The sequence below is a fragment of the Achromobacter xylosoxidans genome (assembly GCF_014490035.1).
Lineage (GTDB): Bacteria > Pseudomonadota > Gammaproteobacteria > Burkholderiales > Burkholderiaceae_B > Achromobacter > Achromobacter bronchisepticus_A.
Genome location: NZ_CP061008.1, coordinates 666,545 through 692,081, shown reverse-complemented (window position 1 = coordinate 692,081; position 25,537 = coordinate 666,545). Strand labels below are relative to the sequence as shown.

The window sequence follows — 25,537 nt, the reverse complement described above, 5'->3', positions numbered from 1 at the left end:
GATTAGCAGGCGATGCCAGTCCCGTGCCCAGTTTCGCGCGAAGTGATCAATTAACCGTCACGCCCGCCTCGCGCACCACATCGCCCCACAAGGAAATCTCCTTCACGATCTGATCGCGAAAATCCTGCGGGCTACCCGGCGCGGCCTCTTCCCCGGTAGCCTTCAGACGATCAGCCATCTCGGGCATGACAACCGCGGCATTGATCGCGGCGTTGAGCTTGGCCTGCACCTGCGGCGGCACTCCCTTGGGCGCGATGATGCCGTACCACACCGTCACGTCATACGGCACGCCCGCCTCGCGCACCGTCGGGATATCGGGCGCCGAGGACACGCGCTGCGGCAAGGTCACGGCCAGCACCTTCAGGCGCTTGTCCTCGCGGTAAGGCAGCGTCGAACCCGCCGTGGTCAGCATTACGTTGACCTGGCCTGATACCGTGTCCGTCAGAGCCGGCGCGGACCCCTTGTAGGGGATGTGGACCATGGTGATACCGGCCGTCTTCAAGAAGGCCTCCATCGCCAGATGCGATATGCCGCCCGTGCCGGACGAGGCATAGGTCAATCCGCCCGGCTTCTTCTTGGCCAGAGCCACCAGATCGCCCAGGCTGTCCGCCGGCACGCCGGGATTGACCGACACGAAGAAGGGGGCACGCGCGATCATGCCGATCGGCGTCATGTCTTCCACCGGATCGAACGGCAGCTTGTACAGGCTGGGGTTGACGGAATAGCTATTGGAAATCAAGGTGAGGGTGTAGCCATCGGGCGCTGCCTTCAGGCCCTGCTCCACGCCCAGCTTGCCGCCCGCGCCTGGGCGGTTCTCCACCACCACGGGCTGCTTCAGGCCATCGGACAGCAGCTGCCCCAGAAGACGCGCGATCCCGTCATTGCCGCCTCCAGCGGCAAAGGGCACGATCAGCTTGATCGGCTGTGAAGGGTAGTCGTCCGCGTGCGCATTGGAAACCGATGCGGCAAACGCCACGGCAGCCAGCGTCATCCCCAATACCGCCCTGCCCAGCTTGGCGCCGGATAGCATCGTCATAGTTATCTCCTCTCTTATCGGCCGCTGCGCGGCCACGTTTATTGGCGAAAAGGCGCAAGACTACAACTTAACGAGTGAAGTTGCAGTCTTGCGCCCTGCTTTCCGCGACGCTCGGTTGCGTTGGCCGGCCTTTTTTATGTTGCGTGCGTGGCCTGAAACGCATGATCCCGAAACCGCTCCACCAGGGTTGCCACGGCGGATTTGTCCAGCGCTTGCACCGCATAGCAAAGCCCGATGCGCCGCGACATCTCCAGCCCTTCCAGCGGCCTGGTCTCCACGCCGGCCTGACTGCAAGCAAGGGACTCCGGCGCCACGCATATGCCTGCGCCGGCCGCCGTCAATGCCAATGCCAGGCGCAGCGATCCTGCGTGGGCGGCCGGCGTGTTTGCCCCGGCGCCATAGTAGGGAAGCAGACGCTGATGCGTCGGATGATCCGGGCACACGATCCAAGGCAATGCGGCTTCGGCGCCGCTGCCTGCCGGTCTGGCCAGCACGTAAGGATCGACGGATAGCGGCAGGAACAGCTCGTCCTCGCAGCGCTCGTCTTCGGTCGCCAGCCGGGCATCGCCCTGACAACCCTCAAGCAGGCTCACGAAAAGCGTCGGCACGGCCTCCCGCGCCGCGCGCATGAAGGCGGCGATGTCCTGTCCCGCGATATCCGCCTCCACGCCGATTTCGATGCGCGACGCAGACGAACCCTGGCGAAACTGATGCGTCATCGAGTCCGTTTGCGACAGGATGCGGCGCGCCTGCGGATACAAGATGCGGGCGTCCTCCGTCACGGCCACGCCGCGCGCCTGGCGCGCGAACAATTGCGTGCCCAGCAAGTCCTCCAGGCTCTTGATCGTGCCGGACAGAGCGGGCTGGCTCAGGTGCAGACGGCGGGCAGCGGCCGTGATGTTGCGCTCTTCGAAGACGGCGACAAAGGCCTTGAGCTGACGGCTATCCATAAGTTTTTCCGATTTCTTCCAAAGGAATAAACCATTTCTCAGGGAAAACCCCTGGGAATAGAATAATTCCCGACACTCAAGCATACATAAAACCGATATCAGGAGTCCGCCATGTCTACCTTGAAAAAGCCCCTCGTCATCATCACGGGCGCCAGTTCCGGCATAGGCCTGGCCACCGCCCGCCTGTTCTCGGCTCACGGCCACCCGCTGCTGCTGCTGGCGCGCCGGCTGGAAAAAATGCAGGCGCTGAACCTGCCCGACACCCTGGCGCTATCCGTGGACGTGACCGACCGCGCCGCGCTGGCCGCCGCTGTGCAGGAAGGCGAGGCGCGCTTCGGTCCGGCCGATGCGCTCATCAACAATGCAGGCGTCATGCTGTTGGGAGACATCACGCGCCAGGACCCGGATCAATGGGACCGGATGCTGGACGTGAACGTCAAAGGCGTGCTGAACGGCGTGCATGCGGTCGCGGCGGGCATGGTCCAGCGCAAGCGCGGCAGCATCATCAACATCAGTTCAGTGGCCGGGCGCAAGACCTTCCCCAATCACGTGGCTTACGTGGGCACCAAGTTCGCCGTGCACGGCCTCTCGGAAAACCTGCGCGAGGAACTGTCGGCTCACAACGTGCGCGTGACCACCATCGCGCCGGGTGCCGTGGAAACCGAGCTGCTGGGCCATACCACCGACGCGGACATCAAGACGGGCTACGAAGCCTGGAAGGCCGAGATGGGCGGCAAGGTGCTGGCCGCCGAGGACGTGGCCAACGCCATCCACTACGCCTATGCACAGCCGGAAGGCGTGTGCGTGCGTGAAATCGTGCTGGCGGCCACGCGCCAGCAGGCGTGAGGCATCCGTTGCCGTGACCATATGACGTTCAGCCCTGCGCCTCCGCGCGCAGCGCGGCCTGCACCGCGGGGCGCTCTCCGATGCGCGCGGCGTATGCCGCCAGGGAAGGCCAGCGATCCAGGTCGATCGCGAAGAACCTGCACCACCCCAGCACGGTAAACAGATAGGCATCGGCCACGCTGAACTGCTCGCCCATCAAGTAGGTGCTTTCGGCCAGGATGCCGTCCAGGTAGTCGAAGCGCTTGAAGAGCCGTTCGCGGAAATGCGCCTTGGCGGCTTCGGGCAAGGCAGTCTGGAACAAGGGCGCCGAGCCCGCGTGGATCTCGCTACTCACGAAACTGAGCCATTCCTGCAGGCGTGTACGCTCGCGCGTGCCGTTGGGCGGCGCTAGCTGCATGGCGGGCCGCAGGTCGGCAAGGTACTGAACGATGGCCGGCCCTTCCGTCAACACGTCGCCCTGGTCCAGTTCCAGCGCGGCGACATAGCCTTTCGGATTGATGGTGCGGAAATCGCGGCCGTCCGCGGTCTGCTTGGTCTGGTTGTTTACCTTGACCAGTTCGAATGGCAGCTCCAGTTCGCGCAAGACGATATGCGGCGATAGCGAGCAGGTATGCGGGGCGTAGTAGAGCTTCATGACATCTCCAGGGAACAACAGGGGAGCAGTCTCTCGCGCCGCGACACACAGGTAAAATTAATGCTCCATTCTCTTATCATTAGCTCAGCTACTTAATATGTTGAACCTGGGGCATTGGCGCCTGCTCGTCGCGACGGCCGACACGGCCAACATCTCGCGCGCCGCCGAGCGCGTGGGCATTACCCAGTCCGGCGCCAGCCAGGCCATTGCGCAACTGGAAGCGTCGCTGGGGCTCCAGGTTTTCACCCGTTCGCGCAAGGAAGTGGCGGTAACCGCCCTGGGCGAACAGGTCATCGATCACGCCCGCGCGATGCTGTCTCACCTGGAGTCCATCCGCGCGCTTGCCGACGACAGCCAGGGACTGAGCCAGGGCCGCATCCGCCTGGGCAGCTTTCCTTCGGTCATCTCGACGCTGCTGCCCCCCCTGCTGCATAGCTTCCGGCAGCGCCACCCCGGCATCGAGGTGGTGGCCTTGGAAGGTACGGATGAAGAGGTCGAGGATTGGCTGTCGCGCGGCGCCATCGATCTGGGCGTGGTGATGAACCCCGCAGCGCATAGGCAAGCCCTGATCCTGGGCCGCGACCGCTGGATGGCGCTGCTGCCCGGCGCACACCCATTCAGCCGCCGCGCGTCGTCGCGGGGTATTGCGCTGGCAGACTTGGCCGATGAGCCGTTCATTCTGGCGACCGGCGGCTGTGCCGTGAATGGCCTGAGCCTTGCGCGCAAGGCCGGACTGGAGCTTAACGACATCCGCGTTACGGTCCGCGATTGGGCCAGCGCCTGCGCGTTGGTGCGCGAGGGCATGGGGGCCGCGGTGGTTCCCGAGTCCACCCTGCCCTCGGACATGCGCCAGCTCCGGGCCTTGCCGTTGACGCCGGCGGCGCGCAGGGAGTTCGGCCTGGTGCGCTCCGCGGCCAGCCGGAAATCCGCGGCGGTAGACGCGCTTTGGAAGCATGCAGCCCTCGCCTTCAGCCCAAAGGCTTCGGCCAAAGTACGTACCCGCTGAGACGAACCGCACGCGCATCCCCCTCCCCCGGCAGTGGAAACTCCGCGCTACGATCTGCTTGTCGTTCCATCTGGATTCGCGAAGCGCTGCCCTAGGGAAACAACGCGCCATGACACCCCGCCTGTACGCGCTCACCCTGCTCTCCATGCTCGCCTTCGCCGGCAACTCGCTGCTGTGCCGCCTTGCACTCAAGCACACCGCCATCGATCCCGCCACCTTCGTGGCCATCCGCATCGCTTCCGGCGCATTGGTGCTGTGGCTGGTGTTGCGCCTTCGCAAACCGGCGAAACAGCTGGAAGGCAATTGGCGTGGTGCGTTGGCGCTGCTGGCCTATGCCGTGGCCTTCGCCTATGCGTACACCCAGATCTCGGCTGGCACGGGCGCCTTGCTGCTGTTCGCGTCGATCCAGATCAGCATGATCCTGTATGGTTTCTTCATCGGCGAGAGGCTGAGCGCCACGCAAGGGCTGGGCATAGGCCTGGCGGTGGCCGGTCTGGTGATCCTGATGCTGCCCAGCGTCAGCGCGCCGCCGTTGTTCCACGCCTTGCTGATGATATTGGCCGGCATCGCGTGGGGCGCCTATTCGTTGCTGGGCCGCAGCGCCAAGGACGCGGCGTCGGCGACGGCAGGCAACTTCATCCGCGCCACGCCTGTCGCGTTGCTGCTATTCCTGCTGCATGGGTTGAGCTCACGCGTGAGCTACGATGCCGCGGGCGTGGCATATGCCGTGACTTCCGGTGCGGTGACCTCAGGCCTGGGCTATGTCTTCTGGTACGCGGCGCTCAAAGGCCTGAAAGTGACTCACGCCGCCACCGTGCAGCTCAGCGTGCCGGTGTTGACGGCGTTTGGCGGCACCCTGTTCCTGGATGAGCCTGTGACCGGCATCCTGGTAACGGCGTCGGTACTGATCCTGCTCGGCATCGCGTTGGTGGTGCTGGTCAAGAAGCAGCCCCCCTGAAAGCCCGCCTCAATTCACCCGCTTGGGCAGCACCGCCCGCATCCAGCGCGACAGGCGCGGCCGGATGCGCTGGTTGTGCAGCAGCACCGCGCCCACGGCGCCGATGAATGCGCCGACCACCGTATCCAGGAAGCGCGCCTCGATGACGGCCGCGGGATAGCCCTGGCCCAGGTGCGGCGCCTCGGCCAGGAAGATCGTCAGGGGCGTGATCAACACCACGGCGCTGGCGTAGTGGCGCACCACCAGCGTTTCGATGCCGAACGACAGCGCCATCATCACCAGGCTCAGCGTCCACACGTTCAGCGGCAGGCTCAACAAGGCCCATGCCACGCACAAGCCCACGGCGGTACCCAGGATGCGATGCAGCTGACGGTTCCACGCCGCCATCAAGGTCGCGCCCTGGATAATGGCCAGGCAGCTGACGGGCACCCAGTACGGGCGCGGCAATTGCAGCAGCTCGGCCACCAGCAGCGACACGCCCACGAAAAGGCCGATGATCACGGAGTCGTAGACCACGAAATCGAACGTGGGCCTGGGCAGCGCGGTTTCGGGCGGCGGCGGCGCGACCCGCGTCATGTGCAGGGAATATACAAACGCCACCAGGCACGCGACCAGGCTACCCAGGGCCACCATGCCGACGCGTGTGGGAATTTCTTCCACGCGCCCCGGCGTGTAGGCCGCGATCGCGGTCGCCATGATGTAGAACAGGCTGCCCGGCGGGCCCAGCCGGTAGCAGCGGCAGACCATGTTCACCACCATGGCAATGAAGGTCAGCGCCACCAGCATGACCGCGGGCCAGAACTGCGTCAGCGCGCCCACGGCATAGCAGGCCACCATGCCGAAGGACGCCGCCAGCAGCATCATCATGCGGTGCTGCAGCGAAGAATTGGGCAGGCTCAGGAACACCATGCCGCCCAGGCTGGACATCAGGCCGTAATCCATGCGTCCGAAATAGGCGCCCACCAACAAGGGCAGCCCTGAGGACAGGGCCGCGGCCAGGGGCATTTCCCAGGGCCGGTCGCTGGCGTTGACCCGGATCAGTTCGCGCCACACGCCCAATAGGCGCGCCTTGGCCCAGCTGTACCCGCGCCATGCGGCGGAGCCTCGCTCGGAGGGTTCTTCGTTCTTGTTCATGGACAGGCCTGTAGAAAATTCCGCCGGACGGATTTAACGGGAATTCCCTGATTCTCCCCCCTTATGCCGCTGGCTACCATTCGCCGCACCTCAGCCTTCGGCTGATCGCTACAAATGCGCCGGATGGCGCGGAGACACCCATGAAAGCACTCAAACTGGCCGCGGCAGGCACCGCCTTACTCATTTCGTCCTTGACCGCCCACGCCGGCGCGACTTTCGAGGCGGTCAAGAACAAGGGTTTCGTCCAATGCGGCGTGTCCACCGGCGTCGCCGGCTTCTCGGTGAACGACAGCAAGGGCGGCTGGATCGGCCTGGACGTGGACCTGTGCCGCGCGCTGGCCATCACCATGTTCGGCGACGCTTCCAAGGCCAAGATCATGGCCGTCAGCGCGCTGCAACGCTTCACCGCCCTGCAATCCGGTGAAGTCGACGTGCTGCCCCGCAATACCACGCTCTCGTTGACCCGCGACACCACGCTGGGCCTGATCGGTGTGGGCGTGAACTACTACGACAGCCAGGGCATCATGGTGAACAAGTCCCTGAACGTGAAGAGCGCCAAGGAGCTGGACGGCGCCACGGTCTGCGTGCAGCCCGGCACCACCACCGAACTCAACCTGGCCGACTGGTTCCGCTCGCAGAACATCGTCTTCAAGCCCGTGGTCGTCGAGCGCCTGGACGAGATCATCCGCGCCTTCGCGGTGGGCCGTTGCGATGCCTTCACCGGCGACAAGTCGCAGCTGGCCGCGGCGCGCAGCAACCTCGAAAACCCGGAAAAGTACGACATCCTGCCGGAGAACTTCTCCAAGGAGCCGCTGGGTCCGATGGTCCGCCAGGGCGACGAGCAATGGTTCAACGTCGTGCGCTGGACCCTGTTCGCCATGCTGGAAGCCGAGGAATACGGCATCACGTCCAAGAACGTCGACGAAATGCTCAAGAGCACCAACCCCAACGTGCAGCGCCTTTTGGGCGTGACGCCGGGCATGGGCAAGAACCTGGGCGTGGACGACAAGTGGGCCTACAACATCATCAAGAACATCGGCAACTACGGCGAGAGCTTTGAGAAGAACCTTGGCCCCAGCAGCCCGCTGAAGCTGCCGCGCGGCCTGAACGCGTCTTACCGCGACGGCGGCCTGATGTACGGCTGGCCCGTGCGCTAAAGGCACGGCAGGACGGCGCCAGGCATCGCCCGCTACGGCTTCGCGCCGTGGAACAGCGGCGATGCCTGGATTTTTTCCAGCATGCCTCTTGCCGCGCTGGTCAGCGGCCGATTGGCCCGCACGATCAAGCGCGTCTGCGCCGCTTCGAAGATGGGATTGGTGGTGCGCAGCGCCACCAGCTCGCCTCGCGCGACCTCTTTCACCACCGAGTTCGCCGACGTGAAGGTCAGCCCCAGACGGCTTTCCACATAGCGCTTGAGCGTCACCACCGAGTTGGCGATGAAGTTGGGCGACAGCACGATGTTCTCGGATAGCTCGGCCATCTCGATCAGCTGGCGCAAACCGAAGCCCGGCCCCATCAGCGCGATCGGATAGCGCGCCACGTCCTTCAGCGTCGGCCGCTTGCGCTGCCGGGCCAGCGGATGATCCGGCCACGCGATCACGCACAGTGGATGGTTGCGCGTGTGCACCACGCGTATGCCGGGGTCAGCCGGCGCGCCGAACACCACGCCAATATGCGCGTCGTCGTGCACCACAGCGCGCACCGCGTCGGAAGCGCCGGCCACTTTCAGCGAAACCCGCACGCCAGGATGCTGCCGGCAGAACGCATCCACCACGCCGCTCATCAGGATATCGACGAAGCCCTCGCTGGTAACGATCTGGATGTCGCCGCGTTGCAACCCGTTGACCTCGTCCAGCCGGGCGCGCAAGGCCTGCTCGCTGGCCTGCCGGTCGCGGCAGTGATCCATCACAATCGCGGCCATGTCGGTGGGCACGATACCGCGGCCCTTGCGCTCCAGCAGCGCCACGCCCAATTCCGTCTCCAGCAGCTGGATCTGGCGGCTGACGATGGAAGGCTCCACGCCCAGGCGTTCCGCCGCCCCGCGCACCGATCCGGTGGTGACCGCCTCGAAGAAGTACTGCAGGCGCCGCGCGCTCAAACCTCCGTCCATACTTGTCCCCATTTCTATGATTTCTTCAAATCGTTGCCTTTTTAGCAACAAACTTCCCCTCAGCTTACATTGATTTACAGGGCGGCGATTGCGAATAATGCGCGTACTTTCAAATCCGCTCGGTTGCGAGCCGCAAGCTGGAAGCCAGCAGCGGCGGCAATGCGAGGTAACGCCCATTTCGAGCCTTAAAGCATGAAACTCTTCGCTTCGATCCTCGCTGCCGCAACCCTGAGCGTATTCAGTCAGCAAGCCGCGGTCGCTTCCCCGGAAGCCGCCTACCCGAGCAAGCCCGTCAAGCTCGTGGTCGGCTACGCGCCGGGCGGCTCGTCCGACGCCGTGGCGCGGCTGATCGCCGGCCGCCTGTCGGACAAGCTGGGCCAGACCTTCGTGGTCGAAAACCGCCCCGGGGCCGCCAGCAACATCGCCGCCGCCACCGTGGCGCGCTCGCCCAACGACGGCTACACCATCCTGCTGGGCTCGAACGCCAGCACCATCAACGTGTCTCTGTACAAGGAACTGTCCTTCGACTTCCAGAAGGACTTCGCGCCGGTGGCGCTACTGACGCGCTTCCCCAACATCATGGTGGTGAACAACACCGTGCCGGCCAAGACGGTGCAGGAGTTCATCGACTACGCCAAGGCCAACCCCAAGAACATCTTCTTCGCCTCGTCCGGCGCGGGCTCGTCCACGCGCCTGTCGGCGGAACTGTTCAAGATGATGACCGGTGTGCAGATGGAGCACGTGCAGTACAAGGGCAGCGCGCCTGCCCTCACCGACCTGATGGCCGGCCGCATCCAGGTGATGTTCGACACCGCGCCTTCCGTCATGCAGCTCATCCAGGGCGGCAAGCTGCGCGCGCTGGGCGTCACCAGCGCTACCGTCCAGCCCTTCGCGCCCGAGATCCCCACCATCGACGCCACCGTCAAGGGCTACGAGATGACGTCCTGGTACGCGCTGTTCGCGCCCACCGGCACGCCCGCGGGCATCGTGGAAAAGCTGAACAAGGAAGTCAACGCGATCCTGGCAGAGAAGGAAATCCAGGAAAAGCTCGCCGGCATGGTCGCCACGCCCGGCGGCGGCACGACTGAAGAACTGCGCCAGCACGTCGCTTCCGAAATCGCCAAGTACGCCGACGTGGTCAAGGCCTCCGGCGCCACCGCGGACTAAGCACTCGTACCATGCGCGTTTTCACCGGTTCGCTGTCCACGGAAACCAATACGTTCGCTCCGCTGCCCACCTCGCTGGATGACTTCGCCGACCGGGGCTACTACCCCGCCGGCACCCATCCCGCCGAGATGACCATCTTCAGCGGACCCCTGTGGGCAGCGCGCCAGCGCGGCGCGCAACACGGCTGGACCGTGATCGAAGGCATGGCCGCCGGCGCCCAGCCCGGCGGCATCACCACCCGTCACGCTTACGAAACGCTGCGCGATGAACTGCTGCGCGACCTGCGGCAAGCGCTGCCCGTCGACATGGTGGTGCTGGGCCTGCACGGCGCCATGGTGGCCGACGGCTACGAAGACTGCGAAGGCGATCTGCTGGCGCGCATACGCGAAATCGTCGGCCCCGAGGTCGTCGTGGGCGCGGAGCTGGATCCGCACTGCCACCTGTCGGACGCCATGGTCGCCAACGCCGACATGCTGGTCGCCTACAAGGAGTATCCCCACACCGACATCCGCGAACGCGCGTTGGAATTGGTGGACTTCTGCGCGGCGCTCGTCGATCGGCGCATTGCTCCTGTGGCCGCCGTGGTCGACTGCGATATGGTCGTCACCATCCGCACGCCACAGGAACCGGCGCGCAGCTACATCGACCGCATCAGCGCGCTGGAAGGCCGCGACGGCATACTCTCCATTTCCTTGGTGCACAGCTTCGCCTGGGGCGACGTGCCAGACATGGGGACCAAGCTGCTAGTCTATGCCGACGGCGACGCGCAGATCGCCCAGCAGCTGGCGCGGCGTCTGGCCGACGAGCTGATAGGCATGCGCGAAGTATTGACGCCCGTCTACCCCAAACCGGACGAAGCCATCGACCAGGCTTTGGCATACGGCGCAACGCCGGTCGTCATCGCAGATGCGGCCGATAATCCGGGCGGGGGTGGTGCGGGCGACTCCACCTTCCTGCTGCGGCGTCTGCTGGAAAGGGGTGTGCGCAATGTGGCTATCGGCCCCATGTGGGACCCCATCGCCGTCCGCATCGCTTTCAGCGCCGGCGTAGGCGCGCGCTTGCCCTTGCGCATCGGGGGCAAGATCAGCCCCCTGTCCGGGGACCCGCTGGACCTGATGTGCACCGTCAAGGCGCTGGTGCCGGACATGGTCATGACGGGACTGTCCGGATCGCCGGCTGTCGTAGGGAATTCCGCCCTGGTCGAGGCAGATGGCATCGAGATCGTGCTGATCACGGTACGGGCCCAGGCCATGGATACCGATGTCTTCACCCAGCTGGGCTGCCGGTTGGAGGAGAAGACGCTGATCGTGGTGAAGTCGGCGCAGCATTTCCAGGCGTCGTTCGCCAAGGTGGCGCGGGCTGTGGTGTTTGCGGATGCGCCGGGGTCGGCGACGTTGGATTTGCGAGGCTTGACGTATCGGCGCGTGGAAAGGCCCAAGTGGCCAATTGACAGGTGAGAGTTGCATGTCGTCCAGCCTAGCGCCACGCGATCCTGCAACGTTGCAATCATCAAGCCAAACTGACTGAACAGCTACCCAATCTTCCTGGTCGCGAAATGCTTGCTTCTAAACTCATTGACGTCCGAAATATGCTCGGACCGATGGATCATTCGATGGCAATTGGCGCATAGCACAGCGAAATCCGATTCTGGATCCATCGGCACCTTTTGCCCCTTTAGCGTAGCGAGAGGCCGCAGATGGTGCGCCTCAATGTAGCCCTTACCCAGCGCTCCATAGATCTTCTCGAAATCAAGATTACAAACTTCGCAGACACAGCCTTTCTTTGCCTTCACCTGCTTAGTGAGCTTGGCGCTACGCTCCAACCGCGCATGCATCCGAAAGCGCGTCAAATCCTCATACAACAGGTCTTCCGGCTCATCAGCTTCCGACTCTGTGCTAAAGCCACCCACAGTCTCGGCCTCGTAGAGCGTGCCATATAGCGCCAACATAGCCTTCAGATCCTGAACCAACACTTCTTCTGTAGGCAGATCTCCCGCCGGATAGTATTTGGCGCAAATGTTCGCCGCCTCATAAAAGGCCGTATCGTTCGACGACGCGCTGGGAGCAAGGTCGATTTCCAGCAGAGGGAATTGTTTCCAAGCAGAGCCCAGCAAAGCTCTAAAATTCGTCGCCTTCGCCTTCAGCGCTGTCTTGGCATCTGACTTGTAGTGCGCCTTCGCTTCAGTCATCCCCTGGTTCAGACTCAGGTACACCCCTTGCATATCTTCGCGAAACAAGTAGACCGGGTAGTAGCCTGACTGAGCACTCTCGGTAATCGGCGCATAGAACACCCCCAACCATGGGCCGCGCCCCCAATTTCCTTGGCCCGCGCTGCCCTTACAAGTGAGTTGCCGATCGGTGCCGACAATAGCTGCCACCGTATCTCGGAAGTCTCGACGTACGAACTGAGCGAGAGCGTGGCCGGAGAAGGCTTCACCACGCGCCGCTGCATATTCCTCCAGGACCTTACTCAGACACTGCCGGATACTCATGTGCTTTTGGCCTCTTTTTCGGGATGAACTCTTGCGTTATCCCTAAATGAATGATTGAGGCCATTTATAACATTTTGAAATAATCATTAGTAATCAAGGGACTACACAACAAGTCCGAGGTCATTCCTTAGAGCTTTCCACACTCTCGAGTTACCCTAGCAATTCCTGCAGTAGCCCGCTGAATGCGTTACTCTCCCCCTCCCCAATTCAAGTCCGCAAGGAGCCCCAAATGGCACAAGCCTCCGCCCGCCACATCCTCGTCTCCACCGAAGCCAAGGCTAACGAACTGAAGACCGCCATCGAGAACGGCGGCGACTTCGCTCAGCTGGCCAAGGAAAACTCCAGCTGCCCGTCCTCGCGCGACGGCGGCAACCTGGGTACGTTCGGTCCGGGCCAGATGGTCAAGGAATTCGACACCGTGGTGTTCAGCGCCCCGGTCGGCGTGGTCCAGGGTCCCGTGAAGACCCAGTTCGGCTACCACCTGGTTGAAGTGACCAGCCGCAAGGACTAAGTCCCGCTGCTGCACGCGAAAAGGCCGCCGCCAGAAGAATCTGGCGGCGGCCTTTTTTTGTCTGCTCGAAAGAGCGAGCCAGGAATCTATTCCTTGCCCGTCATCACCATGTGCGCCAGCGCATCCGCGTCCAGCCCGGCCACGTCGCGCTCGATGACCTTGGTCCCGCTCTTCAGGATCGCAACCCTGTCCGCCAACGCCACCACGTCGGCCATGTTGTGGCTGACGAGGATCACGGTGCGCCCTTCCTCGCGCAGCTTGCGCACCAGGTTCAGCACCAGCGCGGTTTCCTTGACGCCCAGCGCGGCGGTGGGTTCGTCCATGATGACGACACGGGCGTCCCAGCGCAGGGCGCGGGCGATGGCGACGGCCTGGCGTTGGCCGCCGGACATGCGTTCCACGGGCCGGTCCATGTCGTCGATGGGCACGGACAGGCGCTGCAGGTAGCCGCGCGCATCCTGCGCCATGCGGCGCTTGTCCAGGACGCTGAACGGACCCACGCGCCGCACCAATTCGGCGCCCATGAAGATGTTCTCCCAGATCGACAGCCGCGGGGCCAGCGCCAGGTCCTGGTAGATGGTGGCGATGCCTTGCACCAGGGCGTCGTGGGGCGAGCCGAACATGACCTGCTGGCCGTTCAAGCTCATCGCGCCGCCGCTGGGTTCCTGCGCGCCGGAGATGATGCGGATGAGCGTGGACTTGCCCGCGCCGTTGTCGCCGCAGATGGCCATGACTTTGCCCTGGGGCACGTCCAGGTCCACGCCCTTCAGGGCTTCGACGGCGCCATACGACTTCTTGATCTGGCGTAGCGACAACGCGGCGGTCATGGCTGCTGGCTCTTACTTGGCGGGTTGCAGGAATTTCTGGACGTTGCTGGCGTCGACCAGGACGGAGTCCATGAACAGGTAGGGGCCGGCGGCGATGGTTTCCCTGGGTTCCTTCTTCACGACGATGCGGTCGATAGCGTAGATGGCCTTGGTGCCCATCTGCTCGAAGGGAATCATCATGGTGGCGGTGACGAGGCTGTTGGGATCGGCGATGCGGCGATAGGTTTCCGGGCTGCCGTCGACGGACACCAGCGTGATGTCGCCCTTCTTCATGCCCTGGGCCTGCAGCAGATCGTCGATGACATAGGCCTGGCCGTCGAACGAGGCCCAGATGCCCTTGAACTGGCCCTGATGGCGCAGCAGCAGCGCCTGCATGCCGTTGCGCACATCGTCGCGCCAGCTCTGGGTGCGGGCCATGCTGAACTTGGCCAGGTCCTTGACGGCGGTGTTCTCGGTCAGGACGGCGTCCAGCATCTTGCCGCGGATGCGGGTGCCGGAGTTGCCGTCGAAGCGGGCGGACAGGATATTGCCCTGGTAGCCCATCTTGCCCAGCATGTAGAGCACGGACTGGGCGCCAGTGGCGTATTCGTTGACCTCGACGTCGAACAGCATGTGGGGGCTGGCGCCGGACATCACGCCGACGACGGGTATGCCCTTCTCTTTGGCGGCCTGTAGCTGCGCATCGGTTTCCACGGGCTTGCCCATGGCGATGACGATGGCGTCGACCTTCTTGTTGACCAGGGTGTCGAGCTGTTCGGCCAGCTTGGGCAGCGACCCTTCGGCGTTCAGCTGGGTCACGGTCCAGCCCTTGGAGCGGGCGGCTTCGGCCGCGGCATTGGCGACGCGCGCGTGGGTTTCCGAAGACATCTGGAATGCGACGATGCCCACGTCGAAGGCGTGCGCGGCCGCGCCCATGGCCAGGGCCTGCACCGAAAACGCGGCCAACAGCAGATTGCGCATCAAGGATTTACGCATGGTTCTCTTCCCCTTCCGATCAGAATTTGAAGGCCGCTTTCTTCAGCACGGCCGATGACACCGCGACGGACGCGATGATGATGAAGCCCAGAACGATGTCTTGCACGTAATACGGCGCGCCCATGAGGACCAGGCCATTGCCCAGCACCTTGAGGATCAACGCGGCGACCAGCGTGCCAGGTATGTTGGCGTGGCCGGGGTTGAACATGGTCATGCCCAGCAGCACCGCGGCGATGGCGTACAGGAAGTAGTCACCGGCCATGTTGGGCGCGGCCGAAGACAGGCTGGACGTGAGCAGCACCGCCGCCAGCCCCGCGCACAGGCCGGACAGCGCCAGGCCTATGCTTTTCATGGCGCGGATGTTGATGCCGGCCAGCCGCGCGGACTCACCGGCCTCGCCGGTGGCCGTCATACGGGCGCCGGTGCGGGTCCATTTCACCAAAAAGAAGGCAAGCAGCACGGCGCCCAGCATCCACAGCACCAGGGCGGGAACGCCGAAGGGCTTGCCGCGCGCGAGGTCCGTGAAGACGGCGGGCCAGCGGCCGACATAGGACACGCCATCGGTCAACATGAAGGCGAAGCCGCGCGCCATGGCCGCCATGCCCAGCGTCGCGATCAGTGAGGGCACGCGCAGCCGCGTGACGGCGATGCCGTTCACGAGGCCGCACAAAAGGCCTACGCCCAGGCCCGCGCCTATCGCCAGAAGCACCGGCTGACCGGTATGAACCAGGGCGCCCGTGACGACCGCCGCGAGGCTGGCGACGTCGGCCACGGACAGGTCCAGTTCGGCCGTGACCAGCGCCAGCGTGAAGCCGATGGCGATGATGGCCAGGAAGCTGGTTTCCTTGGCGATGTTCAAGAGATTATTGGGTGCCGCGAAATTCGGGGCCGCCAATGCGAAGAAAACCACCAGGACCAATCCCGCGATTGCCGTGCCGTACTTTTCCAGGATGCCGCGCATCGACTCAACCCTTGCTGCGTTTTGCTTGTTATGTGGGCGCGTCGCTGCGCCCCGCTGATGGCGAGGTAGTTTATACCTGGGCCATCAGCCCATGTCGATGCCGGCCAGCGCGCGCGACACGGGCGCCAGCGCGGCTTCCGCGGCGCGGAACTGGCGGTACATGCGGCGATAGGCATGCGCCCGCTCGGCCTGGGGCTCGTAGCGTTGCGCCACGCGCACCAGCGCGTCCTGGGCGGACGCGAAGCTGCCGTAGCGGCCCAGACCGGTCCAGGCGGCGACCGCCGCGCCCAGCACGCCGGGCTGCTCGGCCTGGCCTACCACCAGCGGACGTTCGCAGATGTCGGCCTTGACCTGGCACCATTGGGCATTGGACGCCGCGCCACCGCCGAACCGGATTTCTTCCACGGGACAGCCCAGCGCGCTTTCGGCGCGCTCCAGCACGATGCGGTTGAGAAAGGCCACCCCTTCCAGCACCGCCCAGGCCAAGTCGCCGGGGCCGTGGCGGCGGTTCAAGCCCAGGAAGGCGCCGCGCAGGTGCGGATCCCAATACGGCACCCGTTCGCCTTGCAGATAGGGCAGGAACAGCGCCGGCTGCGGATCGCGCGGCGCGTCGAGCAAGGCGTCCATGGCCTCGCCCACCCCGGCCATGCCTTCGTCGCCCAGGCGGCCCAGCAGCGGCAAGAGCCACGCCACCGTATCCGCGCCATTCTGGCCTGGTCCGCCAATCTGGTGATGCCCGCCGCCCCAGTCCACCGTCATCAGGCCTTGGGCCTGCACCGGCTCCGCGCCCACGGCGCCAAAAACTTCAGTGGTGCCGGAGATGTTGTAGGCGTAACCCGGGCGCAATGCGCCCAGGCCAGCCACGGCCGCCCAGGTGTCGTTGGCGCAAGCGACTACAGGACGTCCCGACAGACGCGCCAACGCGCCCGGCAGGCCCGCTTGCACGGCGCCGACGACCTCCAGCGGGTCAAGCAGGCGCGGCACCCAGGCCGGATCGGCTCCCGTCGCCGTCAACAGGTCGGCGCAGTCGGGCCCGGCCGTCGCCGCTGCCGCCAGCCGCGCCATCGACACGGTGTCGCTCACGGCGCGTCCGGTCAGGCGGAAATTCAGGTAATCCTTGGGTTCCAGCACCAGCCGCACTCGCGCCGCGTGTTCGGGTTCGGCGTGCAACAGCCAGGCCACGCGCGCCCACGGATGGAAGGCGTTGATCTGTCCATGTTCGGGATGCGACGACGGCACAGACGCGAGCCATGCTTCCACATCCGCCGCCGCGCGCGTATCGCGCCAGGTGATCGCCGGCCGGATGGCGGCGCCATGCGCATCGATGAAGACCTGCGTGCGCGTGACGCCGCAGATCGCAATGGCCTCTACCGCATTGAAAGCGGCGTCCGCCTGCGCCGCCAGCGCATCGGCCAGGGCTTGCAGCCCGCGCCACCAGGCATCGGCGTCGATCTCGTCCCAGCCCGGATGGGCGGCAGGACTGGCACGCGCCGGACTTTCGATGAAACACGAATGCGCGATGCCGCCGCGATCGTCCACCAACGCGGCGCGAAAGCGCGTGCCACCCAGATCCACCGCCAGGACGTAGCTCATGCCGGCACCTGCATCAGGCGGATCTGGCCGCACCCGGGCTGCATGGCCCGCAGCGGGCGGAGGGTCTGGATATCAAGCATGGGAGGCGACTTCTGCGTGATCGGATGGCTGTCGGAACGGGCGTTCCGGCATGGGTAAATTGTAGTCCTGTCAGGGCTCGCGCGCAGCGTTCGCGTCGGGCGTCGCTGCACCGCAGCACCGGAAATCCTATCAATTGATTATTTCTGTTCAGGTGACATGGGCGGCAGGCGTGGGACAGAATGGCCCACACCCGGAGGAGACAGCCGGGGCCATGAACACCATCAAGAACACATGCGCAAGCGCGCAGCCCGAGGCCCATGAAAAAGTCCAGGAACAAGGTCATCATCACCTGCGCCATTACCGGATCGGTCCACACGCCGTCGATGTCGCCCCATCTGCCCGTCACGCCCGACGAGATCGCGCAATCCGCGCTGGATGCCGCCCAGGCCGGCGCCGCCATCGTGCATCTGCACGCGCGCCAGCCCGATACCGGGCAGCCGACCCAGGATCCCGCGCTGTATGCGCAGTTCCTGCCCCGCATCAAGAACGCTTCGGACGTGGTGATCAACATCACCACGGGCGGCTCGCCCGTGTTGCCGCTGGCCGACCGCATGGCGCCGGCGCTGCAATTCAAGCCCGAGGTCGCCTCGCTGAACATGGGGTCGATGAACTTCGGCATGTACGAACTGCTGGAGCGCTTCAAGGAGTTCAAGCACGCCTGGGAACGTCCCTATCTCGAAGGCAGCAATGACCTGATCTTCAAGAACACCTTCAAGGACATCGAGCGCATCCTGACCTCGTGCGGCGACAACGGCACGCGCTTCGAGATCGAGTGCTACGACATCGGGCACCTGTACACCGCCGCGCACTTCGTCGACCGCAAGCTGCTCAAGCCTCCATTCCTGATCCAGTCCGTGTTCGGCATACGCGGCGGCATCGGCACGCATCCCGAAGACGTGATGATGATGAAGCGCACCGCGGACCGCCTGTTCGGCGACGACTACATCTGGTCGGTGCTGGCCGCGGGACGCAAGCAGACGCCGCTGGCGACGATGGCAGCGACCCTGGGCGGCAACGTGCGCGTGGGCCTGGAGGACTCGCTGTGGGACGGGCCGGGAGAACTGGCGCGCTCGAACGCGGACCAGGTGCGGCGGATCCGCCGCATCCTGGAAGACCTTTCACTACAGATTGCCACGCCCGGCGAGGCGCGCGAAACGCTGCAATTGAAGGGCCGCGACAACGTCGCGTTCTGAACCAGATCCATTCAGTGGGGAGACCAGACATGAAAAAGACATTGTGCGCAGCCGCGCTCGCGGCGCTGTTGGGGACTGCCGGCATGGCGCAAGCCGACGACGGCGTGATCCGCATCGGCTTCATCACCGACATGTCCGGCCTGTCGGCGGACGCCGACGGCCCGGGCGGCGCCGAGGCGATCAAGATGGCGGTGGCGGACCTGGGCGGCGTGGTTGCCGGGAAGAAGGTCGAGGTGCTGGTGGCAGATCACCAGAACCGGGCCGACATCGCCTCGTCCCGGGCGCGTGAATGGCTGGACCAGAAAGGCGTGAACATGCTGATTGCGGGCGCCAATTCGGCGGCGGCGCTGGCGATGGCGAAAGTGGCCGAAGAAAAGAAGACGCCGTTCTTCGTGGTGAGCGCGGGCGCCTCCGAGCTGACGAATTCGCAATGCACGCCCTACACCGTGCACTATGTGTACGACACGGTTTCTCTGGCGCGCGGCACGGCCCGGGCGATGATGAAGGAAGGCAACAAGGATTGGTACTTCCTGACGGTGGACCATGCCTTCGGACACGCGCTGGAGCGCGATGCGTCAGCGGTGGTGCAGGCCGACGGCGGCAACGTCAAGGGGCGGGTCCGGCATCCGCTGAACGCGGCGGATTTCTCTTCCTTCATCCTGCAGGCGCAAGCATCCGGTGCATCGGTACTGGGGCTGGCGAACTCGGCCAGCGACACCAGCAATGCCGTCAAGGCCGCCAATGAATTCGGCCTGACGCCGAAGATGAAGATCGCGGGCCTGCTGGTATTGATCACGGACGTGCACGCGCTGGGGCTGCAAGCCGCGCAGAACATGTACCTGACCACGGCCTGGTACTGGGACCAGGATGATGCCTCGCGCAAGTGGGCCGCGCGCTTCGAAACCACCATGAAGAAAAAGCCGTCGATGCTGCAGGCCGGCGACTATTCCGCCGCCACCACCTACCTGAAGGCGGTGGAAGCCACCAAGAGCACCGATGGCGACACCATCATGAAATGGCTGAAGGCGAATCCGGTCAACGACTTCTTCGTGAAGGACGGCAAGATCCGCGCCGACGGCCTGATGGTGCACGACATGTTCCTGATGCAGGTAAAGAGCCCGGCGGAGTCGAAGGCGCCCTGGGATTACTACAAGCTGGTGGCCCGGGTGCCGGGCGACCAGGTCTATACCTCGCCGGCGGAATCGACCTGCCGTTTGACGAAGCCCTGAGGCGTAACGACAAGGATCTGGCATGACTGTGAAGAACGCTGTTCCCGGGGACATCTCCGCGTTGCCCGTGGACCTATCGGGCAAGCGCGTCATCGTGACCGCGGGCGCCGCCGGCATCGGCGCGGCAATCGCCGGCGCATTCGCGGACCGCGGTGCCAGCGTACACATCTGCGATGTGGATGAGCAGGCGCTGGCGGCCAGCCCTCACCCCTGGTCGCGCGCCGACGTGAGCCGGCGCGAAGAGATCGATCGCTACATGCAGGAAGCGCTGGCGCAGCTGGGCGGCCTGGACGTGCTGGTCAACAACGCGGGCATCGCCGGCCCCACGGCGGGCATCGCGGACATCCAGCCACAGGAGCTGGATGCAACGCTGGACATCAATCTGGCATCGCAATTCCACACGGTGCGGCATGCGCTGCCGGCGCTGCGCGCGTCGGGCGGCGGCAGCATCATCAACATCAGTTCGGTGGCTGGCCGCATGGGCATCCCCATGCGCACGCCCTACGCCGCGACCAAGTGGGGCGTGGTGGGCTTGACGCGTTCGCTCGCGGTCGAGCTCGGCGGCTATGGCATCCGCGTCAACGCGTTGCTGCCGGGTTTGGTGGCCGGGCCACGGATCGACCGCGTGATCGAGGCGCGCGCCAGGAACATGGGCCTGACCGTCGAAGAAGAGACCCGGCTGGAGTTGGCTGGCGTCAGCCTGCGGCAGTTCGTGCGGGCCGCCGACATCGCCAACATGGCGCTGTTCCTGGCCAGCCCCTTCGGGGCGATGATCAGCGGGCAGGCGATCAGCATAGACGGCGACCTGCAATCGCTGCCCTGGCAGCCGCCGGCGGAGTAAGGCCGCGGCCTACTCCAGCAACTGGACCGTATGGGCATAGACGCCCTGGCGGCGGTCCTGCGCCGTGGCGCGCAGGGCGTCCAGCAGCCGCGCGGCCAGGTCCTGGCCGCGCTCTTCCTTGCGGGTGATGAGGTAGAAATCGAACCACTGCCGCGACGCCAGAGGCCGGGCCACCAGATCGGGATACGCCATCACGATGTCCCAGGCGGACAGCGCATTGACCAGGCTGATGCCCCGGACCGCCCGCACCGTGCCCGGCAGCAGAGACATGTGCGCCCGCATGCCGGAGCTCAGCAACAGCGTGTCCGCGATGTCGCCCTGGGCCACTACATAGTCGGACCACAAGGGTTTCACGTAGGTGTCTGGCGGAATATCGGCCGCCGCGATGGTATCGCGCGCCGCCAAGGGATGATCGCGATGCGCGATGGCCATGACGTCGGCTCGCAGGAACGGCGTGAACGCCAGGCGGGCGCTGTCGCGTTCCACCGCGCCCAGGCCGAAGTCCGCGCGCATGGTTTCGACCGCGCTGATGGCCTGCACGGATGATTCGATATCTATGGAAAAAGGCCGGGTGCCGTTGGCGTCCAGGTAGCGCCGCACCGCGTCGGGCGCGTAACCCAGCGCCAGCGCGGGCGAAGACGCGATGCGCAGGCCGCGCCCGCCGAATTGTTCAATGCTGTGCAGGGCCTCGTCGATGCGGACCAGTTCATCCAGCACGAACTTGGCCTCGCTGTAGAGGTACTGGCCGGCCTCGGTGGGACGCAAGGTCTTGTGGGACCGGTCGAACAGCTGCACGCCGGTCGCGCCTTCCAGGCGGGATATCGCGTGACTGACCGCCGGCTGCGTCAGGTGCATGGACTGCGCAGCCTGCCGGGTCGATCCGGTCATGACCACCGCGTAGAAAATGCGCAGGTCGTGAATATTGAAATTGCGCTTCATGCGGCGCGAGCCTCCCTGGGTGGTCGGTTGCCCGACTGCGCCCGGCCGGACGTCGATGGCCGGCCTGCGCGAGGCCTTCTTGTAGCCCAGACCGCCGCTAGTGTCGAACCTGGAGCGGGGACAGCGCGGGCCTGGCCTGCGGCGCCTGCCGGACCCGTTCAATCTGCGGCGAAGTCCATTTGCCTTCCAGCAGCGCGGGCTTGGGCCAGTAGTACCGCAACGTGACCATGAAGGGCCCGGCCGGCGCGGGCAGCCAGTTGGACTCCTTGCCCTTGCCTGGCGACTCCGGCTGGATGTAGATCGTGATGCCGCCATCGCGGTCGCGCTTGAGCGACGGCAGCATGGACGAATTGATTAGGTAACGCTTGAGCGGATTGGATGCCAACAACTGTTCGTGCAGGCGATACATGGTCATGGACCAGAATGCATTGACGGGCGGCAGGCTGCGCGGGGCGAAGCGCAAGGTGTATTGGTTGCGGCCGTCCAGCGGCTGGCCTGTGCTGTCGTTCTCCAGCACGGGATAGAGCGCTTCCTCGCGGCTGTTGCCGCCGATGCCGACCTGCGTGCCGGTGGCACGCGCGAGGTAATCGTTCTTCAGTGTGTTGCGGTCGCCGAACAACCGGTCGGTCTTGCCGTTCAGGACCTCGCGGTTCTTGTCGATGTCGTTCTGGCCGTCGTGCATGCCTTCCTGCAAGGCGCGGCGCAATGCGGGATTCATGCTATTGAAGTCGAACTCCTGGCCCGGTTCCAGGCCGATGCTGGAAAAACGTTCGCGCAACGATTGTTCCGAAGGATGGGCCGGCGCGAACTGCAGCAGGAAGGCAAGCTGGTTGTAGAACTCCAGCGAACTGCGCATCTGCGCCGAAGGCTCGGGCGCTATCCAGTCCACCGCCGGCGCCGGCTCGGGCGCGCGCTGCTTGCGGTAGGCGGACAGCGTCTGGATCTTGTAGCGCGACTGGATGCGCTTGACGTTGGGCAGGTCGCCCGCGTTAAAGAGTTGCGTGCGCCCGACCAGATTGACCAGGTCGGTCTCCGACCTGATCACCTTGGTTATGCCGGCCGGCGCCTTGCCCTTCCAGCGCGGGCCGGCAACCAGGAACCGGCCGCCGCCATTGCCCGTGCTGCGGCTGCCGATGTAGGCGAAGTTGTAGGTGTACAGGTCCATCAGCTGCAGCACGAAGTAGCGGCGCGGCTCCATGGCGGGCACGGTGATGACCACGGGCTCGGTCCGCAGGTCCAGCACCGCGAAGGTGTACGGCGTGTCGGCGTTGGGCGTAACGAAGGCGGTGTCGTCGGGCGTGAAGACGCGCGCAACGTTGTTGACCGTATTGAACGGGCCTTTGTACTGAGGGTTGTTCTTGTCGATGCTGAAGGCATGCATGGTCTGGTAGCTTGCGACCATGGGCGTGCCGTAGAGATAGGCCTCGCGGGCGATGCCGCGCGCCTGCTGCGCCGTGACGCCGTCGATGCCGACCGATTGCGAGCCGCTCGCATCGTGGGAGTTGAATACGCATCCCGCCAGTCCGCCCGCCAGCGCGGCCGCAACGGCCAGGCGCGCCAACACCAGCGCCGGACCGACGCTGCGGCCCTTGGTGGAAAATCCAGTGCTACTCTGGCTATCGCGCATCCGGTGCTCCAACACAACACTGCGTGAGGTTGGCGACGCCCATGCGGCCGGCATCGCATTCAAAGCGTAAAGTCCGGGGAATTCTGGCATATTTCCTGGCGATGTAGAAGAAACGGCGAGCCCGAACAGGAACAGCACCAGCCCATGCATACGCTAGATACGGCCGCGGAATACCCGCAGATGAACATACGCGCGTCCTCTTACTTCGTGCTGCAGGCGGCGCATACGTGCACGCGATGCGGCGAAGAAACGCCGGTGCACGCCCTGGCCGTGCCGCCCGGCCACCAATGCACCGAAGCCGACATCGAGCTGGATGAAGTCGATGCCGACAGCCCCGGGCTGAGCCCCGCTGCATTCAGCACATGGCTGTTCAGCCCGCCGCAATGGCTGGATATTGCCGACCCCGCGCTGATTTCCCAGACCTGGCTGCTGTCGCCCACAGTGACGCAGACCATGCAGGCGCTGTCTCCCGGCTACCGCCAGAACCCCGACAACCAGGGGCAATGGACCAACTTTTGCGCCCATTGCGGCAGGCCGATATGGGAGGGCGATCTGTATCCGAAACCGGGCCAGGCTTTCAGCCCCGCGGACGCCGAGGCCGCCGCGCGGATCCAGGTCCGCACGGTGGACGAACCATTCGAGGCCTACTACGGCATGTGCTGGACAGCCAACTACCGCAACAAGTGGCCGCTGTTCGCCCGCCTGGGCTACGAATACAGCGAGGCGGACTGACGACGGGCACGGCCCGCCCTGCCTAGCGGGACGTCTTGCCCGCCACGAACTCCAGCCCCTGTCTGGCCACGTCGAACACAGGGTAGGCCAAGGACTGCATCTTGATCATGGTGTCCAGCACCGCCGTCAGCACGGGTTGCCCGCCACCGGCCTGCGTCCAAGCCTGATAGGTGGGATGCGAGGTCAGCGGCGTGCTGATGGCCGCGCGCGCCAGCAGGCAGACCAGCAGCACCGCGGCCAGCAGCGCCCCCGCCTTGAGCAGCGGGCTCCTGAAGCGCCAGCCGCTCGCAAGCTGCGCGAGCAGCAGGCCGGTCTTGCCGATGTGGACCAGCGCGCCCAGCAGCGACAGCGTCAGGGCGAACACGGGTGCGATCATGGCTTCATAGGCCTTCCTGCCTTCGGCCTCGCGCTTGCCGCCGGCGCCGTAGTCGCGGGCCTGGCTGCGGTAGTCCTGCAGGCGGTCCATGGTGCGGCCGGCCAGCACCGGCTGGTAGTAGCGCTTGTTGAATTCATCCGCCGAGATCACGGCCAGCGTCAGGCGCGCCACCTTATCCGGATAGCCCAACCCCGCGCGCCATTTCTTCTGCACGACCGGATGCGCGGCAAACGCCTCCAGCCCCAGGTTGGGCGGCATGCCTTCCAGTTCGCGTTGCAGCGCCTCGTTCATCTGCTTGCGGTACTTCTGCTGCGCCAGGCGCACGAAGTAGGCCTTATCGCCGGTGCGCCAGGAATCTGGCACGTCCAGTCCCATCTTGCGCACTTCGTCCCGCACGCGCGGCGCCACGAAGCCGGGCACCAGCTCGCCGCTGCGGTCGCGCAGGCGGGCGCGACCCCACTTGCGGTTCTTGGCGTCCAGCCGGTCCAGGTAGCGTTCCCAATCGCGCTCGGCGCGCGCCGGAATTTGCGCCAGTTCCTTCTGGTGGTTCTGGATGCCGCGCTCGTAGAAGTATTTGTGGCGGCCGCGGATATCTTCCTGGCTATCGACGAAACGCTGGTACTCCGCGTCCCGCCCGCCCACGTTCTGTTCGATCACGGCGCGCACCACCTCGGGCGCGATCGCCATGGTCTGCCGGCGCGCCGCGTCGGATTGCGCGGCCATGTAGGACACTACGCCCACGAAAGCCTTGCCGGCCACCGACTGCGCGTTCTCGTCGGCCCAAAGCCCATCGAGCATGCTGGCGCTGACGGTGCCGGTCGCCAGCCCTTGGCGCAGCAAGGCGCCGGTGACGGCGGCGGCACGGCTTTCGGCGGTGGAGCTGTCCACCAGGGCGTCGATCAGCTTGCGCTCCCCCTGATACACCGCGGTGATGATGGCCAGCGACACGACGATCAACAACGGCACTGTGACCCGCCATCGGCGGGTGCGCGCGAAGATGACGGGCCAGACCAGCAGGGCCACCGCAAAGCCGGAAATCAGGCGTCCCCATGCCTCGGCCGTGTCCACGCGGTTGCTGGCGTTTTCGGACATCACGTCCAGCAGCCAGGCGCTGAAGCTGAATTCGATGTAGAGATACAGCAGCGTGACCACGGTCAGGACGCGCAGGCCGCGGGCCTTGGGATCGCGCGTCAGGAAGCGCTGGCGCAGGCGCTGCCAGCGGGTGGGCGGTGGACTGGGGGTTTGGGTGGCCTGCTTTATCTTGGCTGCGAGATTTCGTCTCAGCGCCTCGATCGACACTTCACTCATGGGGGAATTCTT

At 65.1% G+C, this 25,537-nt stretch carries 24 protein-coding genes; 11 read left to right on the top strand and 13 right to left on the bottom strand.

Annotated elements, in window-relative coordinates; genetic code table 11:
* Window positions 1-46: 46 nt before the first annotated feature.
* Both IAG39_RS03220 and IAG39_RS03215 read right to left on the bottom strand, forming a co-directional pair.
* Window positions 47-1,036: a tripartite tricarboxylate transporter substrate binding protein gene (locus IAG39_RS03220; protein ID WP_118931483.1), complete on the bottom strand. Its 990-nt coding sequence runs from the start codon at window positions 1,034-1,036 to the stop codon at window positions 47-49.
* A gap of 134 nt (window positions 1,037-1,170) precedes the next feature.
* Window positions 1,171-1,986, bottom strand: a complete 816-nt coding sequence (locus IAG39_RS03215) for a LysR family transcriptional regulator (protein ID WP_118931482.1) — start codon at window positions 1,984-1,986, stop codon at window positions 1,171-1,173.
* 111 nt (window positions 1,987-2,097) lie between these two features.
* Here IAG39_RS03215 and IAG39_RS03210 point away from each other — a divergent pair, with 111 nt between their 5' ends.
* Window positions 2,098-2,832 (top strand): SDR family oxidoreductase, encoded by a 735-nt coding sequence (locus IAG39_RS03210; RefSeq protein ID WP_118931481.1) that lies wholly within the window; start codon window positions 2,098-2,100, stop codon window positions 2,830-2,832.
* 28 nt (window positions 2,833-2,860) lie between these two features.
* On the opposite strand, the gene gstA is transcribed toward IAG39_RS03210, so the two are convergent.
* The gene (gene gstA / locus IAG39_RS03205; protein ID WP_118931480.1) at window positions 2,861-3,466 is read right to left on the bottom strand and encodes a glutathione transferase GstA; all 606 of its coding nucleotides are present in this window, start codon (window positions 3,464-3,466) and stop codon (window positions 2,861-2,863) included.
* A 97-nt stretch (window positions 3,467-3,563) separates the two neighbouring features.
* Here gstA and IAG39_RS03200 point away from each other — a divergent pair, with 97 nt between their 5' ends.
* Both IAG39_RS03200 and IAG39_RS03195 read left to right on the top strand, forming a co-directional pair.
* Window positions 3,564-4,472, top strand: a complete 909-nt coding sequence (locus tag IAG39_RS03200; RefSeq protein WP_118931479.1) for a LysR family transcriptional regulator — start codon at window positions 3,564-3,566, stop codon at window positions 4,470-4,472.
* Window positions 4,473-4,581: 109 nt separating this feature from the next.
* Complete coding sequence (locus IAG39_RS03195; protein ID WP_118931478.1) at window positions 4,582-5,430, top strand: DMT family transporter; 849 nt, start codon at window positions 4,582-4,584, stop codon at window positions 5,428-5,430.
* A gap of 9 nt (window positions 5,431-5,439) precedes the next feature.
* Here the strand turns inward: IAG39_RS03195 and IAG39_RS03190 are convergent, their stop codons facing one another.
* A complete protein-coding gene (locus IAG39_RS03190) occupies window positions 5,440-6,564 on the bottom strand; it encodes an FUSC family protein (protein ID WP_118931477.1) in 1,125 nt (374 codons plus the stop codon).
* Window positions 6,565-6,704: 140 nt separating this feature from the next.
* Here IAG39_RS03190 and IAG39_RS03185 point away from each other — a divergent pair, with 140 nt between their 5' ends.
* Window positions 6,705-7,721 (top strand): amino acid ABC transporter substrate-binding protein, encoded by a 1,017-nt coding sequence (locus IAG39_RS03185; RefSeq protein WP_059373945.1) that lies wholly within the window; start codon window positions 6,705-6,707, stop codon window positions 7,719-7,721.
* A 32-nt stretch (window positions 7,722-7,753) separates the two neighbouring features.
* On the opposite strand, the gene IAG39_RS03180 is transcribed toward IAG39_RS03185, so the two are convergent.
* Window positions 7,754-8,674 (bottom strand): LysR family transcriptional regulator, encoded by a 921-nt coding sequence (locus IAG39_RS03180; RefSeq protein WP_059373946.1) that lies wholly within the window; start codon window positions 8,672-8,674, stop codon window positions 7,754-7,756.
* Between the two features lie 192 nt (window positions 8,675-8,866).
* Here IAG39_RS03180 and IAG39_RS03175 point away from each other — a divergent pair, with 192 nt between their 5' ends.
* Window positions 8,867-9,841, top strand: a complete 975-nt coding sequence (locus IAG39_RS03175) for a Bug family tripartite tricarboxylate transporter substrate binding protein (RefSeq protein WP_059373947.1) — start codon at window positions 8,867-8,869, stop codon at window positions 9,839-9,841.
* An 11-nt stretch (window positions 9,842-9,852) separates the two neighbouring features.
* Window positions 9,853-11,298 (top strand): M81 family metallopeptidase, encoded by a 1,446-nt coding sequence (locus tag IAG39_RS03170; protein WP_118931476.1) that lies wholly within the window; start codon window positions 9,853-9,855, stop codon window positions 11,296-11,298.
* A 74-nt stretch (window positions 11,299-11,372) separates the two neighbouring features.
* On the opposite strand, the gene IAG39_RS03165 is transcribed toward IAG39_RS03170, so the two are convergent.
* Window positions 11,373-12,332: an MrcB family domain-containing protein gene (locus tag IAG39_RS03165; RefSeq protein WP_118931475.1), complete on the bottom strand. Its 960-nt coding sequence runs from the start codon at window positions 12,330-12,332 to the stop codon at window positions 11,373-11,375.
* A 229-nt stretch (window positions 12,333-12,561) separates the two neighbouring features.
* Here IAG39_RS03165 and IAG39_RS03160 point away from each other — a divergent pair, with 229 nt between their 5' ends.
* Window positions 12,562-12,843, top strand: coding sequence for a peptidylprolyl isomerase (locus tag IAG39_RS03160; RefSeq protein WP_059373949.1), 282 nt, complete (start codon window positions 12,562-12,564; stop codon window positions 12,841-12,843).
* 86 nt (window positions 12,844-12,929) lie between these two features.
* Here the strand turns inward: IAG39_RS03160 and IAG39_RS03155 are convergent, their stop codons facing one another.
* From IAG39_RS03155 to IAG39_RS03140, 4 genes are all read right to left on the bottom strand, one after another.
* Window positions 12,930-13,670 (bottom strand): ATP-binding cassette domain-containing protein, encoded by a 741-nt coding sequence (locus IAG39_RS03155; protein ID WP_118931474.1) that lies wholly within the window; start codon window positions 13,668-13,670, stop codon window positions 12,930-12,932.
* Window positions 13,671-13,682: 12 nt separating this feature from the next.
* Entirely contained in the window at window positions 13,683-14,645 is a 963-nt protein-coding gene (locus tag IAG39_RS03150; protein ID WP_118931473.1) for a sugar ABC transporter substrate-binding protein, read from the bottom strand.
* Between the two features lie 19 nt (window positions 14,646-14,664).
* A complete protein-coding gene (locus IAG39_RS03145; protein ID WP_118931472.1) occupies window positions 14,665-15,606 on the bottom strand; it encodes an ABC transporter permease in 942 nt (313 codons plus the stop codon).
* A gap of 84 nt (window positions 15,607-15,690) precedes the next feature.
* The gene (locus IAG39_RS03140; protein ID WP_118931471.1) at window positions 15,691-17,199 is read right to left on the bottom strand and encodes a xylulokinase; all 1,509 of its coding nucleotides are present in this window, start codon (window positions 17,197-17,199) and stop codon (window positions 15,691-15,693) included.
* 338 nt (window positions 17,200-17,537) lie between these two features.
* Here IAG39_RS03140 and IAG39_RS03135 point away from each other — a divergent pair, with 338 nt between their 5' ends.
* From IAG39_RS03135 to IAG39_RS03125, 3 genes are read left to right on the top strand one after another with little or no spacing between them, the layout of a single operon-like run.
* Window positions 17,538-18,473, top strand: a complete 936-nt coding sequence (locus IAG39_RS03135) for a 3-keto-5-aminohexanoate cleavage protein (protein WP_118931470.1) — start codon at window positions 17,538-17,540, stop codon at window positions 18,471-18,473.
* A gap of 29 nt (window positions 18,474-18,502) precedes the next feature.
* The gene (locus IAG39_RS03130; RefSeq protein WP_118931469.1) at window positions 18,503-19,702 is read left to right on the top strand and encodes an ABC transporter substrate-binding protein; all 1,200 of its coding nucleotides are present in this window, start codon (window positions 18,503-18,505) and stop codon (window positions 19,700-19,702) included.
* A gap of 22 nt (window positions 19,703-19,724) precedes the next feature.
* The gene (locus IAG39_RS03125; protein ID WP_118931468.1) at window positions 19,725-20,543 is read left to right on the top strand and encodes an SDR family oxidoreductase; all 819 of its coding nucleotides are present in this window, start codon (window positions 19,725-19,727) and stop codon (window positions 20,541-20,543) included.
* A gap of 9 nt (window positions 20,544-20,552) precedes the next feature.
* Here IAG39_RS03125 and IAG39_RS03120 read toward each other — a convergent pair whose 3' ends face one another.
* Both IAG39_RS03120 and IAG39_RS03115 read right to left on the bottom strand, forming a co-directional pair.
* A complete protein-coding gene (locus tag IAG39_RS03120; RefSeq protein WP_118931467.1) occupies window positions 20,553-21,482 on the bottom strand; it encodes a LysR family transcriptional regulator in 930 nt (309 codons plus the stop codon).
* Window positions 21,483-21,579: 97 nt separating this feature from the next.
* Window positions 21,580-23,109 carry a DUF1254 domain-containing protein gene (locus tag IAG39_RS03115; protein ID WP_118931466.1) on the bottom strand — a complete coding sequence of 510 codons (1,530 nt, stop codon included), beginning with the start codon at window positions 23,107-23,109 and terminating at the stop codon, window positions 21,580-21,582.
* A 144-nt stretch (window positions 23,110-23,253) separates the two neighbouring features.
* Between IAG39_RS03115 and IAG39_RS03110 the strand changes: the two genes are divergently transcribed.
* Window positions 23,254-23,841, top strand: coding sequence for a hypothetical protein (locus IAG39_RS03110; RefSeq protein ID WP_118931465.1), 588 nt, complete (start codon window positions 23,254-23,256; stop codon window positions 23,839-23,841).
* 22 nt (window positions 23,842-23,863) lie between these two features.
* On the opposite strand, the gene IAG39_RS03105 is transcribed toward IAG39_RS03110, so the two are convergent.
* Window positions 23,864-25,525, bottom strand: coding sequence for a hypothetical protein (locus IAG39_RS03105; protein WP_118931464.1), 1,662 nt, complete (start codon window positions 25,523-25,525; stop codon window positions 23,864-23,866).
* Window positions 25,526-25,537 lie beyond the last annotated feature (12 nt).

What these genes read in the sequence shown, in the direction of transcription:
- IAG39_RS03200 (WP_118931479.1), top strand. Translation starts at nt 3,564, where the DNA reads ATGTTGAACCTGGGGCATTGGCGCCTGCTCGTCGCGACGGCCGACACG.
- IAG39_RS03135 (WP_118931470.1), top strand. Translation starts at nt 17,538, where the DNA reads ATGAAAAAGTCCAGGAACAAGGTCATCATCACCTGCGCCATTACCGGA.
- IAG39_RS03210 (WP_118931481.1), top strand. Translation starts at nt 2,098, where the DNA reads ATGTCTACCTTGAAAAAGCCCCTCGTCATCATCACGGGCGCCAGTTCC.
- IAG39_RS03220 (WP_118931483.1), bottom strand. Translation starts at nt 1,036, where the DNA reads ATGACGATGCTATCCGGCGCCAAGCTGGGCAGGGCGGTATTGGGGATG.
- IAG39_RS03105 (WP_118931464.1), bottom strand. Translation starts at nt 25,525, where the DNA reads ATGAGTGAAGTGTCGATCGAGGCGCTGAGACGAAATCTCGCAGCCAAG.
- IAG39_RS03195 (WP_118931478.1), top strand. Translation starts at nt 4,582, where the DNA reads ATGACACCCCGCCTGTACGCGCTCACCCTGCTCTCCATGCTCGCCTTC.
- IAG39_RS03110 (WP_118931465.1), top strand. Translation starts at nt 23,254, where the DNA reads ATGCATACGCTAGATACGGCCGCGGAATACCCGCAGATGAACATACGC.
- IAG39_RS03175 (WP_059373947.1), top strand. Translation starts at nt 8,867, where the DNA reads ATGAAACTCTTCGCTTCGATCCTCGCTGCCGCAACCCTGAGCGTATTC.
- IAG39_RS03130 (WP_118931469.1), top strand. Translation starts at nt 18,503, where the DNA reads ATGAAAAAGACATTGTGCGCAGCCGCGCTCGCGGCGCTGTTGGGGACT.
- IAG39_RS03145 (WP_118931472.1), bottom strand. Translation starts at nt 15,606, where the DNA reads ATGCGCGGCATCCTGGAAAAGTACGGCACGGCAATCGCGGGATTGGTC.
- IAG39_RS03180 (WP_059373946.1), bottom strand. Translation starts at nt 8,674, where the DNA reads ATGGACGGAGGTTTGAGCGCGCGGCGCCTGCAGTACTTCTTCGAGGCG.
- IAG39_RS03125 (WP_118931468.1), top strand. Translation starts at nt 19,725, where the DNA reads ATGACTGTGAAGAACGCTGTTCCCGGGGACATCTCCGCGTTGCCCGTG.
- IAG39_RS03155 (WP_118931474.1), bottom strand. Translation starts at nt 13,670, where the DNA reads ATGACCGCCGCGTTGTCGCTACGCCAGATCAAGAAGTCGTATGGCGCC.
- IAG39_RS03140 (WP_118931471.1), bottom strand. Translation starts at nt 17,199, where the DNA reads ATGAGCTACGTCCTGGCGGTGGATCTGGGTGGCACGCGCTTTCGCGCC.
- IAG39_RS03170 (WP_118931476.1), top strand. Translation starts at nt 9,853, where the DNA reads ATGCGCGTTTTCACCGGTTCGCTGTCCACGGAAACCAATACGTTCGCT.
- IAG39_RS03215 (WP_118931482.1), bottom strand. Translation starts at nt 1,986, where the DNA reads ATGGATAGCCGTCAGCTCAAGGCCTTTGTCGCCGTCTTCGAAGAGCGC.
- IAG39_RS03165 (WP_118931475.1), bottom strand. Translation starts at nt 12,332, where the DNA reads ATGAGTATCCGGCAGTGTCTGAGTAAGGTCCTGGAGGAATATGCAGCG.
- gstA (WP_118931480.1), bottom strand. Translation starts at nt 3,466, where the DNA reads ATGAAGCTCTACTACGCCCCGCATACCTGCTCGCTATCGCCGCATATC.
- IAG39_RS03190 (WP_118931477.1), bottom strand. Translation starts at nt 6,564, where the DNA reads ATGAACAAGAACGAAGAACCCTCCGAGCGAGGCTCCGCCGCATGGCGC.
- IAG39_RS03185 (WP_059373945.1), top strand. Translation starts at nt 6,705, where the DNA reads ATGAAAGCACTCAAACTGGCCGCGGCAGGCACCGCCTTACTCATTTCG.
- IAG39_RS03150 (WP_118931473.1), bottom strand. Translation starts at nt 14,645, where the DNA reads ATGCGTAAATCCTTGATGCGCAATCTGCTGTTGGCCGCGTTTTCGGTG.
- IAG39_RS03120 (WP_118931467.1), bottom strand. Translation starts at nt 21,482, where the DNA reads ATGAAGCGCAATTTCAATATTCACGACCTGCGCATTTTCTACGCGGTG.
- IAG39_RS03160 (WP_059373949.1), top strand. Translation starts at nt 12,562, where the DNA reads ATGGCACAAGCCTCCGCCCGCCACATCCTCGTCTCCACCGAAGCCAAG.
- IAG39_RS03115 (WP_118931466.1), bottom strand. Translation starts at nt 23,109, where the DNA reads ATGCGCGATAGCCAGAGTAGCACTGGATTTTCCACCAAGGGCCGCAGC.